Below are 11,873 nucleotides of genomic sequence, written 5' to 3'. Positions count from 1 at the left end.
GGGGTTCGGATTTTGCAATGTTCGGCTTGCAGCCCGTCGCGACGGATATCGCTTTCGTCGATAGTGCCCCTGGCGAAAGGATCTTCCATGGACGCAGGGCTGGACCGCATGGACCTGAAGATCCTGCGCCTGCTCCAGGCCGATGGGCGCATGGGCAATGCCGAGATCGCCAAGCGGGTGAACACCAGCGCGGCGACCTGCCACCGGCGCACCCAGCGCCTGTTCGACGAGGGCTACGTCCGGGGCGTGCGGGCGCAGATCGCGCCGGAGAAGGTCGGGCGCGGCTCCCTGGTGATGGTGGGCGTGGTGCTGGACCGCTCGACACCGGAGAGCTTCGCCGCCTTCGAGGCCGCGGCCCGGGCCATGCCGATGGTGCTCGACTGCCACCTCGTGGCCGGCGATTTCGACTACTTCCTGAAGATCCGCGTCTCCGACATGGCGGATTTCAACCGCCTCCACAGCGCGACCCTGATCGCCCTGCCGGGGGTCCGCCAGACCCGGACCTTCTTCGTCATGAAGGAGGTGGTGGACAATGCGCCGCTGGACATCTGAGACGCGTGGCGACGGGGTGGTGCAGCTTGTCGGGAAGGCTGCCGCTCCAACAGAGCGGTCCTGTCAGAACCCCGACGGGTTACCCTCCCCCTTGTGGGGAGGGGTCAGGGGTGGGGGTGGCTCCGCTGGCCTCCGCCGGTCGCGGGTCGCCCAACCACCCCCACCTCCAACTCCGCCCCACGAGGGGGAGGAGGGCCACGTCGCGCTTGAGCTTCCAGCCACCGATGAAGGATCACGCCCATGTCCGATCAGCCGCAGGGAATTCCGGAGGCCGTGCGCGCGGGGCGTCCGACGGTCTGGTGCAACCCGCATGTCCGGCCGGCCGGCGAGATCCTGCCCGGACTCGCCTTCGGCCTCGCCGAGGTGCGCGACGCGGAGGCGCGCTGGCGCCGGTGCGACCCGCTGCTGAAGGCGCTGTTCCCCGAGCTGGAGACCGGGCGGATCGATTCGCCCCTGCTGCCGCTGGCCCCGGAGGTCGCCGCCCCTCTCTGCGGCGGCGAGGCACCGGCCGTCTGGGTGAAGGCCGACCACGACCTGCCGGTGACGGGCTGCATCAAGGCGCGCGGGGGCGTCTACGAGGTGCTGGTCACGGCCGAGCGGCTGGCCCTGGCGCGGGGCTGGCTGCGCGCGGGCGAGTCCTACGCGCGCCTGGCCGAGCCCGAGATCCGCGCAGCCTTCGGGGCCTTCACCGTGGCGGTGGGCAGCACCGGCAATCTCGGCTTCAGCGTCGGCGTCATGGCCCGCGCGCTCGGCTTCCAGGTCGAGGTCCACATGTCCCACGACGCCAAGGCCTGGAAGAAGCAGCGCCTGCGCGACATCGGGGCCCGGGTGGTGGAGCATGCGGGCGATTACGGCAGCGCGGTCGCGGCGGCGCGGGACGCCTTCGGGGACCGGGCGGACGCGCATTTCGTCGACGACGAGAGCTCGGTCGACCTGTTCCTCGGCTATGCCGCGGCGGCCTTCGACCTGGAGGGCCAGCTGGCGGCGGCCGGCATTCCGGTCGATGCCGCGCATCCCCTGGTGGTCTACCTGCCCTGCGGGGTCGGAGGGGCGCCGGGGGGCGTCACCCTCGGGCTGAAGCTCCTGTTCGGCGACGCGGTGCACTGCGTCTTCGTCGAGCCCGTCGCCGCCCCCTGCATGCTGGTTCAGCTCGCCGCCGGGCTCGACCGGCCGGTCAGCGTCTACGACGTCGGCCTCGACAACCGCACCGCCGCCGACGGCCTCGCGGTGTCGAGCGCCTCGCTCCTCGTCGCCGGCACCGTCGGCCCGCTCATCGCGGGAATCGTCACGGTGACGGATTCCGCGCTCTTCGCCGGGGTTCGCGACCTCTGGCAGCGAGCGGCCCTGCGCCTCGAACCCTCGGCCGCCGCCGCCTTCGCGGCGGTCCGCCCGACGCTCGCGGCCCGGCCGGACTGGCGCGACGCCACCCAGGTGGTGTGGACCACCGGCGGGGCGCTCCTGCCCGAGGCGGAGTTCCAGAAGGCGCTGGCCGCGGCGGCGTGAGGGGGGCGGCCGAGGGGCAGCTCCATCACCCCCCGTGCCCTCCACCTGAAGCACCCCGTCATCCCGGGGCCGCGCAGCGGAACCCGGGATCTAGAAACACATGTGGTGCAAGGACTTGCACTGTCGGCGGCTCTGGATTCCAGGCTCGCCTTCGGCGCCCCGGAATGACGGCGCGGATTTGTCGGCGATCGGAACGCCCGCAGCTAGTCGGGATCGGAGGCAGGCAGGGGCGGCTCCCCCCGTGGCCCTTCGCCCGCATAGGCGTTCAGGATCGATCGCAGCAGGCCCGGGAAGCGGGCTTCCACCTCGTCCCAGCGGGCGTGGTTGCGCATCTCGATGCCATGGCGCTCGCTGCGGATCAGCCCGGCCTCGCGCAGCACCTTGAAGTGGTTGGAGAGCGAGGATTTCGGGATCACCCGATCGCCCACCGTCGCGAGCGACGCGCAAGCCTCGACGCAGCCGGCCCGCATGATGTTGGCGAAGATCGCGGCCCGGTTCGGGTCGGCCAGGGCGTGCAGGATCGCACTTGCCTGCAGGTCCTCGGGCGCGGGGTGAAACATCGGTCTCATGGTTTCGACGTCTAGGGGCTTGAACCCCGCTTCGGAAGTTCCGAACTTCAGAACTATGGGACGCAGGGCGCCATGGCGGCGCCGGCCCAGGGTCGAAGGATGCTGAGATGTCGAAGCTTCAGGGCAAGGTAGCCGTCGTGACCGGCGCGTCGAAGGGCATCGGCGCGGGAATCGCCACGGCGCTGGCACGGGACGGCGCGGCGGTGATCCCCGCCACCACCGCCTCCGCGCCCGCCTGGCTCGACGCGTAATTGACCACCACCGCCGCGGGCGGGCGGGCGATCGCGGTGCGGGCGGACGTCTCGAAGGCCGCGGAGGCGCAGGCCCTGATCGAGGCGGCGGTGGCGCAGTTCGGCCGGCTCGACGTGCTGGTCAACAATTCCGGCGTCTATGAATTCGCCCCGATCGAGGAGGTCACGGAGGCGCATTACCGCCGGCTCTTCGACGTCAACGTGCTGGGCGTCCTGCTCGCCTCCGGGGCGGCGGCCAAGCACCTCGGGGAGGGCGGGAGCATCGTCAACATCTCCTCGGCCATCACCCATGTGAGCACCCCGGCCGCCGCGGTCTACAGCGGGACCAAGGGCGCCGTGAACGCGATCTCGGGCGTCCTCGCCAACGAGCTCGCCCCGCGCCGCATCCGCGTCAACACGGTCAGCCCGGGCTACGTGGTCACCGAGGGCACGCACACGGCCGGCATCACCGGCTCGGAGATGGAAGCCGGCTTCGTTGCCCAGACGCCGCTGGGCCGTCCCGGCCACCCGGGCGACATCGCCGACGTCGTCGCCTTCCTGGCCTCGGACGAGGCCCGCTGGCTCACCGGCGAGAACATCACCGCCAGCGGCGGCATCCGCTGAACGGTCCGGCCTCGGGCGCCCCGACGGGGCGTTGCGAGGCCGGCCCGATCAGAGACCCGGCGGCGCCCAGATCGGCAGGGAAGCGGCGTCGACGGCGCGGGGGAGCAGGCCCTCGGCGCGGAAGGCGTCCGCGATGGTCTGCTGCTCGGCGAGGGCGGCGCGGGTGACGGGCTCGACCTGGTAGCTGCGCCGGGCATTCGCCTGCCGAACGATGGCCGGGTCGAGCTTCCACAGGGCGCCGAGCCGGGCGGCGGCGGCGTCCGGGTTGGCCTTCACCCAGGCCCCGGTCTCGCGCAGCTTGCCGAACAGGAGCGCGAGGACGTCGGCGCGCTGCGTCGCATAGTCGGCGCCGGCGAGGTAGTAGCGCTTGTACTGGGACAGGCCGGTGCCGTCGCGCAGGACGCGGGCGCCGGTCTGCTGCTCGGCCGCCGACAGGAACGGGTCCCAGGCGACCCAGGCCTCGACGCTGCCGCTGGCCAAGGCCGCGCGCCCGTCCGACGGCGTCAGGTAGGCCGGGCTGATCGCCTTGAAGGGCAGTTTTTCGGCCGCGAGGGCGGCCAGGAGTAGATAGTGGCTGCCGGCCCCCTTGGTCACCGCGACCTTGCGGCCCTTCAGGTCGGCCACCGTCCTGATCGGCGAATCGGCCGCGACCAGGATCGCCTGCGCGGTCGGCGAGGCCGCCTCCTGGGCGATGTAGGCGATCCGCGCCTGGGCGGCCTGGGCGAAGATCGGCACGGTGTCGGCCACATCCGCCGACACGTCGATCTGGCCGGCATTGAGCGCCTCCATGATCGGCAGGCCGCTGGTGAACTCGTGCCACGTGACGGTGACGTTCAGCGGCGCCAGGGCCTTCTCCAGGGCGGATTCCTCCTTCAGCAGGGCGATCAGCGTCGAGGATTTCTGAAAGCCGATGCGGAGCTTGCCCCCCTCGGCGGCCCGGCCGGAGCCGGGGACGAGGGTCAGGGCGAACAGGCTGAGCGCGGCGGCGGCGCGCAACGCGTGGCGGCGATGGATCATGGGGTCTCGTCTCGTCAGGGATGCTTGTGGATGGGGTCGACCCAGTGGACCGTCTCGGGCCGCTCGACGGGCTCGACCTCGGTGATGTTGACCACCACGGCCTCGTTGTCGGAGCGCACGAGGACGCAGTTCAGGGGCTGGTCCGGATCGGCGTTGATCTCCTGGTGCGGCACGTAGGGCGGCACGAAGATGAAGTCGCCGGGACCGGCCTCGGCCACGTATTCGAGCCGGTCGCCCCAGCGCATCCGGGCGCGGCCCGAGACCACGTAGATCACGCTCTCCAGGGCGCCGTGGTGGTGGACGCCGGTCTTGGCGTCGGGGGCGATCGCCACGGTGCCGGCCCAGATCTTCTGGGCGCCGACCCGGGCCTGGTTGATCGCCGCCTGCCGGAACATGCCCGGCGTCTGGGCCGTGTTGGCGTCGAGCTTGTCGCCCGGGATCACCCGCACGCCGTCGTGCTTCCAGCGCTCGGCCGGGGCCTCGTGGTCGTGCGCGTGATCGTCGTGACTGTGGTCGTGGGGATGGTCGTGGTCGCCGTGCATGGCTCGCCTCTCGCGCTTTGGGTCGCGGCTCATCGTACCGCAGCGGCGCCCGGTTCGAAGCTGCGATCGAGGATCGCCGCGGCCTTCGGCGCGCGGGCCTGCGAGATCAGCCCGGAGCGGACGTAGAGGTCGATGTTGCGCTGCTCGTCGGCGATGACGGCCTCGTCGATCGGCACGGCCCGGTACTGCGCCCGGGCGAACCAGCGCAGGGGCACCGCCTCGGGCAGGCCGATGAGCTTCGACCAGACGGCGGCGTAGGGGGCGGGATCCTTCAGGGCCCAGTCCCGGGCCGCCACGAGACGCCGGCCGAAATCGGCGAGCTGCGCCCGCTTGGTCGTCAGGGCGGCGTCGCTCGCCACCGCGAAGCTCAGGCCCGGGGTGATGCCGTTGCCGTCCCGGACCACCCGGGCGAGGCCGGCGAGCTCGGCGGTGGAGGTGTACGGCTCCCAGGTCGCCCAGGCGTCGACGCTGCCGCTGGCGAGCGCGATCTTGGCGTCCGCCGGCGGCAGGAAGCGCAGGGTCACGGCGCTGGCCGGCAGGCCCGCCTCTTCGAGGGCCGCGAGCACGACCTGATGGCCGATGGAGCCGCGATTGGTGGCGATGCTCTTCCCCTTCAGGTCCGCGACCGTCCGGATCGGCGAATCCTTCGCCACCAGGATGGCGAGGCCGTCCTGCCGGTTGCGGAAGGCGAGGAAGGCCTTCACCGGAACCCCGGCGGCGGCCGCGAAGGTGAAGGGCGCGTCGCCCACCCCGCCGGCATCGATCGCCCCGGCATTCAGCGCCTCCAGCAGGGGCGCTGCGGCGGGAAACTCGCTCCAGTCGAGGCGGTAGGGCAGGTCGGCCAGCACGCCGGCCGCCTCCATCAGGGCGCGGGCATTGCCGCGCTGGTCGCCGACGCGCAGCACCGCCTCGTCGGCGCGGGCGAGACCGGCGAGGGCCAGAAGCGCGAGGACCGCGAGGGGAAGCCGCATCACGCCGCCTCCGCCTGGGTCGCGCGTTGGGCCAGCAGCCGGCGGACCGCCGGGATCAGGGTGCGGCCATACGCGAGGGCGTCCTCCAGGGGGTCGAAGCCGCGGATCAGGAAGGTGCGCACCCCGAGGTCGTGATAGGCCAGCAGCGCCTCGGCGACCTGCTCGGGCGTGCCCACCAGGGCGGTGGAATTGCCCGACGCCCCCGTCTCCCGGGCGATGGCGGTGTAGAGCCGCGTGTCGAGGCGGTTCCCCTGCGCCGCTGCGGCCAGGAGGCGGCGCGAGCCCTCGTTCTCCGGGGTCGCCGCCGGGCCGAGCCCCTGCGCGGCCCGGGTGGCGCGGGTCCGGGCCAGGATGTCCTCCGCCCGGGCCCAGGCGGCCTCCTCGGTGTCGGCCAGGATCGGCCGGAACGACAGGCTGAAGCGTGGGGACCGCCCGTGGGGCGCCGCCGCGGCGCGGACCGTCCGAATCGCCTCGCGGACCTGATCCAGGCTCTCGCCCCAGAGGGCGTAGGTGTCGGCGTGGCGGCCCGCCACCGCGATGGCGGCCGGCGAGGCGCCGCCGAAATAGACCGGGATGCCACGCGGATTGACCGGCTTCACCTCGGAGAAGCCGCCCGCCACCCGGTAATGCGCGCCGGCGAAATCGAAGGGGCGCGCGGCGGTCCAGACCTGCCGGGCGATGGCCAGGAACTCGTCGGTGCGCGCGTAGCGCTGGTCCTTGGTCAGGTGGTCGCCGTCCCGGGCCAGCTCGCGGTCGTCGCCGCCGCTGATCGCATGGAGCGCGACGCGCCCGCCGGTGAGCTGGTCGAGGGTGGCGAACTGGCGCGCCGCCACGGTGGGCGCGGTGAAGCCCGTGCGGTGGGCGATCATCAGGCCGATGCGCTCGGTCACCGCCGCGACCTGCGCCGCGAGCAGGAGCGCGTCGGGCGCCGTGGCGTAGAAGGCCACCAGGATGCGGTCGAACCCGCCCCATTCATGGGCCTGGGCCAGCAGGCGCAGGTAGTCCCGGTCGATGGTCGGGCCCGTAGGCGCGTGGATCTCGGACTGTTCGCGGGGGGCGGCGAAGCCGATGAACTCGACGGCGTCCGGTTCGAGGAAGCTCATGACGTCCCTCTCAAGGGTATGTGTCGGCGACGGGCGGCCGGGCGCGGCCAGGGCTCGCCGAGCCGCCTGCATCGTCCCGTTCACTGCCCCGCGAGTCAACGAGAACGTTCTTTTTAAAGAACCTACCAACGGAGGAGACCATCCCACGCCGCATCGGCATCCTGGAATATCCTGCGTCTATGCTCCCCGCAGGCTCCGTTTCGGCGGAATTAGCCGCATACCTTCCGACCGCGTCGTCGCCGGAATACGCGCTTGTTCTCTAAAACGAACGTCCGTAAGAGCCCGGTGGAGTACCACCCGGGAGCCCATCGCCATGATCTCCACCCACCGGCCGCTTCCCATCGCGATCATCGGCGGCGGCTTCAGCGGCCTGATGGCGGCGGAGCAGCTGCTTCGCGCGCTGCCGGTGGACCGCCCCGTGCTGCTCTGCGAAGGCAGCCGCCCCTTCGGCCTCGGGCTCGCCTACGCCACCCCCAACCCGGACCATCTCCTGAACCTTCGGGCGAGCCAGATGAGCGCCGACCCGGAGCGGCCCGAGGACTTCGCGGACTGGCTGGCATGCACGCCCCTGGGTGCGGCGGAGCGGCAGGGAATTCGCGAGACCGAGGCCGGCACCTTCGCGGCGCGCGGGCTCTACGGTCGCTACCTCGCCGAGCGCTGGGACCACGTGGCGGCTGGGGCCGGCGACCGGCTGATCCCCCTGCGCGCGGCGATCCGCGACGTGGAGCCGGTGCCGGAGGGCTTCCGGCTGCACGGCGCGGGCGTGCCGCCCCGGCTCGTGGCGGGCCTGGTCCTGGCGATGGGCAACCTTCCGGGCCCGGCGCTCGCGCCGGGCCGGCACCGGCTCGATCCGTGGCACCCGGAGGCGTTCGGCACCCTCGACCCGGCGCGCGACGTGCTGGTGATCGGCACGGGCCTGACCATGATGGATTCGGTGGCGGCCCTGCGCCGCGAAGGGTTCGCCGGCCGCATCGTCGCCGTGTCCCGCCGGGGGCTGCTGCCGAAGCCCCACGCCGCCGTCCCGGCAGGCCGCTCCCCCGACCTGACGCCTCAGATCCGCAGCTCCGCCCGCGCACTCGTCGCCGCCATCCGGCGCGAGATCGCGGTGGCCCAGGCCGCCGACGCCGACTGGCGCGGGGTCATCGACGCCCTGCGCCCGATCACCGACGCCCTCTGGGCCGGGCTGCCGCGGGCCGAGCAGGCGCGAATCCTGCGCCATGTCCGCCCCTACTGGGACGTGCATCGCCACCGCACGGCGCCCCCGGCGGCGGAGGCGATCGCGGCCGAGATCCGCAGCGGCGGCCTCGTGGTCCGGGCCGGGCGCATCCTCGCCATCGACGAGGCGCCGGACGGGGCGGTGGTGACGCTGCGCCCGCGCGGCACCGACGGACGCGAGCGGATCGCGGTCCAGGGCATCCTCGACGCCACCGGCTTCAGCCGGCTCGCCGAGACCGACGACCCGCTGATCCGCAACCTGCTGGCGCGCGGCCTCGTCCGGCCCGGCCCGTTCGGCCTCGGGATCGCGGCGAGCCCCGGGGGCCGGGTCGCGGGCGCGCCGCACGACGCCCCGATCTGGGCCTTCGGGCCGATGCTGCGCGGCGTGGTCTGGGAATGCATCGCGGTGCCGGACATCCGCGACGCGGCCCGCCCCCTGGCCCGGGCGGTGGCGGACCAGCTCGGCGACCGCCTGGCCGCCTGAGCCTTTCGCCGAAACGGTCTTCGGTGCGACGCCCCTCTCCGCCGCGCCGGATCTTTGGGAGCACATTCCCGGGCGTTCCGGCTATCGTCTCCTGCATCGGCGGCACGGGTACGCCGACGATCGGAGCCGACGCCATGAGCCAGCCGTCCCAGCATCACCGCCGCCTCGCCGTCCGCCCCGCCCCCTGTCGCCGCTGCGTAGGACGCAACGCGACGCAGACAGGGCAACAGTTCGGCGGGGATGACGACCATGAGCTTTCACACCACAGCCTTTGAGCCGACCGGGGCCGCGAACCCCGCGATCCTGGCCGGACCGCACAACGTCCGGCGAAGCTACGGCCGGGCGGCGGCCGCCGCGGCGATCGAGAACGGGCTCCTGCCGCAGGAACTCGCGGAAGTCCTGGCCGGCCGCAGCGTGGTCGAGGCCTTCCCGGTCGCTTGGCGCGAGAGCGTGTCGGACTATGCCGACCGCGCCGTCGCCGAAATGATGGTGGCCTATCTGAGCCAGCCCATCGCCTGAGGGGTCGGTCCCACCACGGCGCTCCCCAGCTTCCTATCCCGCCGGCCGCCGGGCGCGGGTGTGCAGCAGGTTGAGGATCAGCGCGGTCCAGCCCGTCTGGTGCGAGGCGCCGAGGCCGCGGCCGGTGTCGCCGTCGAAGAACTCGTGGAACAGCAGGGCCTCCTCGGCGCCGGGGGCGGGGGGGATCGGCGGCCGGTCGCCGAAGGCCGGGCGGCAGCCCTCCGCATCCTTGGTGAACAGGGCGATCAGCCGGTCCTCCAGCGCGTCCGCGATGGCGGCCAGGGTCCGGTGGTCGCCGGAGCCGGTGGGGTACTCCACCAGGAAGTCGTCGCCGTAATAGGTGTGGAAGCGGCGCAGGGCTTCGATGATGAGGTAGTTCATCGGCATCCAGACCGGCCCGCGCCAGTTCGAGTTGCCGCCGAACATGTTCGAGGTGGAATCCGCCGGGTCGTAGCGCACCGTGAAGGAGGCGCCGAATTCGTTCAGCGCGTAGGGCTGGTCGCGGTGGGCCTTCGACAGGGAGCGGATGCCGTGGGCCGAGAGGAACTCCGCCTCGTCGAGCATCCGGCGCAGGAGCGCCTTCATCCGGTGGCCGCGCAGGAGCGACAGCAGCTTGCGGTCCTGCACGCCGCCCTCGTCCCAGCGGGAGACGAGGCAGGCGAGGTGCGGGCGGTGCTCCAGGAGCCAGTTCAGGCGCCGCGCGAAATCGGGCAGGCGCTGCAGCACCCAGGGCTCGATCACCTCGACGGCAAAGAGCGGCACCAGGCCGACCACCGAGCGGACCCGCAGGGGCAGCATGCCGCCGCCGGGGATGTCGACCTCGTCGTAGTAGAACGCGTCCTCCTCGTCCCAGAGGCCGAAGCCCTCGCCGCCCATGTCGGTCATCGCCTCGGCGATGAGGAGGAAGTGCTCGAAGAACTTCGAGGCGGTGCTCTCGTAGACGTCGTTGTGGAGCGCCAGCTCGAGAGCGATGCGCATCATGTTGAGGGCGTACATCGCCATCCAGGCGGTGCCGTCGGCCTGGTGGATGCGGCCGAAGCCCGGCGGCGGGCGCGAGCGGTCGAACACCCCGACATTGTCGAGGCCTAGGAAGCCGCCCTGGAAGACGTTGCGGCCGTCCGCGTCCTTGCGGTTCACCCACCAGGTGAAATTGATGAGGAGCTTGTGGAACACGCCCTCCAGGAAGGCGAGGTCGCCGCGCCCGCCGCGCCGGTCCCGGTCGATCTCGAAGACCCGGTAGGTGGCCCAGGCATGGACCGGCGGGTTGGCGTCGCCGAACTCCCACTCGTAGGCCGGCAGCTGGCCGTTCGGGTGCATGTACCATTCGCGGGTGAGGAGCAGGAGCTGCTTCTTCGCGAAGTCCGGATCGAGCAGCGCCAACGGCAGGCAGTGGAAGGCGAGGTCCCAGGCGGCGAACCAGGGATATTCCCACTTGTCCGGCATCGAGAGCACGTCCGCTCCGGCGAAGTGGCGCCAATGCGCGTTGCGGCCGCCGTCGCGCTCCTTGGGCGGCACCGGCTGGAGGGGGTCGCCCTTGAGCCAGAGCCGGACGTCGTAGGCATAGAGCTGCTTCGACCAGATCAGGCCGGCGGCGGCCTGCCGGTAGATGGCGCGGGAATCGGCATCCCCGATGCCGTCCTGCAGCGCCTCGTAGAAGGCATCCGCCTCCGCGATCCGGCGATGGACGATGGTGCCCTCGCGGTCGACGGGGCGCAGGCGCGGGCCGGCCGCGAGACGTAAGGTCACCCGGGTGGTCTCGCCCGGTTCCAACTGGCGGAAGTAGTGCAGTCCGAGCTTGGTGCCGGCATCGCGCCGCACGGCCCCGTCGTCGCCGTCCACGATCGCCGCGTGCAGGCCGTCCTTGAACGGGCCCGGAGCGTCGGGTTCCCAGCCGTGCAGGCGCAGGTTGGTGTCGTTCTCGCAGAACAGCGGGTCGGGATAGCCGTCGAAACTGAGGCGGTAGAGCCCGAGGCGGGGGTGCTCGCAGGCGATGCCGCCGTCGGGGCGCAGGGTGAGGGCCGGGCGCCGGTGCGCCGCCGCCTCGCACCAGGACCAGGTGTTGCGGAACCAGATCTGCGGGATGATGTGCAGGTCCGCCGTCTCGGGGCCGCGGTTCACCGCCGTGATCACCACGTGGATGTCCTCGACGTCCTCCTTGGCGTATTCCACCGTGACGTCGAAGAAGCGGTTCTCGGCGAACAGCCCGGTGTCCTCGATCTCGTATTCCGGCTGGTCGCGGCCGCGCTGCAGCCCCTCGCGCACGAGGTCGTCGTAGGGGTAGGCCCCCTGCGGGTAGCGGTAGAGGAACTTCAGGTAGGCATGGCTCGGGACCGCATCGAGGTAGTGGTAGACCTCCTTGACGTCTTCGCCGTGGTTGCCCTCCTCGTTGGCGAGGCCGAACAGGCGCTCCTTCAGGATGTGGTCGCGCCCGTTCCAGAGGGCGAGGGCGAGGCACATCTGCCCGCGCTCGTCGCAGAGGCCGGCGAGCCCGTCCTCACCCCAGCGATAGGCCCGCGAGCGCGCCTCGTCGTGCGGCAGCGAGCG

The 11,873-nt window shown here is 72.2% G+C and carries 10 protein-coding genes and 1 pseudogene; 5 read left to right on the top strand and 6 right to left on the bottom strand.

Translation table 11 applies throughout. The features are described from left to right. Positions 1-87: 87 nt before the first annotated feature. A complete protein-coding gene (locus tag AC6EUL_RS20970) occupies positions 88-552 on the top strand; it encodes an Lrp/AsnC family transcriptional regulator (RefSeq protein WP_499872462.1) in 465 nt (154 codons plus the stop codon). Positions 553-792: 240 nt separating this feature from the next. Further along, positions 793-2,055 carry a D-serine ammonia-lyase gene (gene dsdA / locus AC6EUL_RS20965; RefSeq protein ID WP_499872461.1) on the top strand — a complete coding sequence of 421 codons (1,263 nt, stop codon included), beginning with the start codon at positions 793-795 and terminating at the stop codon, positions 2,053-2,055. 203 nt (positions 2,056-2,258) lie between these two features. Here the strand turns inward: dsdA and AC6EUL_RS20960 are convergent, their stop codons facing one another. After that, entirely contained in the window at positions 2,259-2,624 is a 366-nt protein-coding gene (locus AC6EUL_RS20960; protein WP_499872459.1) for an ArsR/SmtB family transcription factor, read from the bottom strand. Positions 2,625-2,731: 107 nt separating this feature from the next. On the opposite strand from AC6EUL_RS20960, the pseudogene AC6EUL_RS20955 reads away from it, so the two are divergent. Next, positions 2,732-3,478: pseudogene (locus tag AC6EUL_RS20955) on the top strand (glucose 1-dehydrogenase). Positions 3,479-3,526: 48 nt separating this feature from the next. Here AC6EUL_RS20955 and AC6EUL_RS20950 read toward each other — a convergent pair. The 4 genes from AC6EUL_RS20950 to AC6EUL_RS20935 are packed head-to-tail and all read right to left on the bottom strand — an operon-like array spanning position 3,527 to position 7,111. Next, positions 3,527-4,495 carry an aliphatic sulfonate ABC transporter substrate-binding protein gene (locus tag AC6EUL_RS20950; protein ID WP_499872457.1) on the bottom strand — a complete coding sequence of 323 codons (969 nt, stop codon included), beginning with the start codon at positions 4,493-4,495 and terminating at the stop codon, positions 3,527-3,529. Positions 4,496-4,509: 14 nt separating this feature from the next. Beyond that, positions 4,510-5,037: a cupin domain-containing protein gene (locus AC6EUL_RS20945; RefSeq protein ID WP_499872455.1), complete on the bottom strand. Its 528-nt coding sequence runs from the start codon at positions 5,035-5,037 to the stop codon at positions 4,510-4,512. A 29-nt stretch (positions 5,038-5,066) separates the two neighbouring features. Further along, a complete protein-coding gene (locus AC6EUL_RS20940; RefSeq protein ID WP_499872453.1) occupies positions 5,067-6,008 on the bottom strand; it encodes an ABC transporter substrate-binding protein in 942 nt (313 codons plus the stop codon). Then, the gene (locus AC6EUL_RS20935; protein ID WP_499872451.1) at positions 6,008-7,111 is read right to left on the bottom strand and encodes an LLM class flavin-dependent oxidoreductase; all 1,104 of its coding nucleotides are present in this window, start codon (positions 7,109-7,111) and stop codon (positions 6,008-6,010) included. Before AC6EUL_RS20935 ends, AC6EUL_RS20940 begins: the two co-directional genes overlap by 1 nt. A 313-nt stretch (positions 7,112-7,424) precedes the next feature. Between AC6EUL_RS20935 and AC6EUL_RS20930 the strand changes: the two genes are divergently transcribed. After that, complete coding sequence (locus AC6EUL_RS20930; protein WP_499872449.1) at positions 7,425-8,810, top strand: FAD/NAD(P)-binding protein; 1,386 nt, start codon at positions 7,425-7,427, stop codon at positions 8,808-8,810. Between the two features lie 249 nt (positions 8,811-9,059). Beyond that, a complete protein-coding gene (locus AC6EUL_RS20925; protein WP_056273604.1) occupies positions 9,060-9,329 on the top strand; it encodes a hypothetical protein in 270 nt (89 codons plus the stop codon). Positions 9,330-9,362: 33 nt separating this feature from the next. Here AC6EUL_RS20925 and AC6EUL_RS20920 read toward each other — a convergent pair. After that, on the bottom strand, positions 9,363-11,873 hold a 2,511-nt coding region (locus AC6EUL_RS20920), incomplete at its 5' end, for an MGH1-like glycoside hydrolase domain-containing protein (protein ID WP_499872447.1).

This window comes from Methylobacterium sp. 001424705 (assembly GCF_059816145.1).
This window is presented reverse-complemented; position numbering and strand designations above follow the sequence as displayed.

Coding starts and splice junctions, on each gene's coding strand:
- AC6EUL_RS20970 (WP_499872462.1), top strand. CDS start 88: ATGGACGCAGGGCTGGACCGCATGGACCTGAAGATCCTGCGCCTGCTC.
- dsdA (WP_499872461.1), top strand. CDS start 793: ATGTCCGATCAGCCGCAGGGAATTCCGGAGGCCGTGCGCGCGGGGCGT.
- AC6EUL_RS20960 (WP_499872459.1), bottom strand. CDS start 2,624: ATGAGACCGATGTTTCACCCCGCGCCCGAGGACCTGCAGGCAAGTGCG.
- AC6EUL_RS20950 (WP_499872457.1), bottom strand. CDS start 4,495: ATGATCCATCGCCGCCACGCGTTGCGCGCCGCCGCCGCGCTCAGCCTG.
- AC6EUL_RS20945 (WP_499872455.1), bottom strand. CDS start 5,037: ATGCACGGCGACCACGACCATCCCCACGACCACAGTCACGACGATCAC.
- AC6EUL_RS20940 (WP_499872453.1), bottom strand. CDS start 6,008: ATGCGGCTTCCCCTCGCGGTCCTCGCGCTTCTGGCCCTCGCCGGTCTC.
- AC6EUL_RS20935 (WP_499872451.1), bottom strand. CDS start 7,111: ATGAGCTTCCTCGAACCGGACGCCGTCGAGTTCATCGGCTTCGCCGCC.
- AC6EUL_RS20930 (WP_499872449.1), top strand. CDS start 7,425: ATGATCTCCACCCACCGGCCGCTTCCCATCGCGATCATCGGCGGCGGC.
- AC6EUL_RS20925 (WP_056273604.1), top strand. CDS start 9,060: ATGAGCTTTCACACCACAGCCTTTGAGCCGACCGGGGCCGCGAACCCC.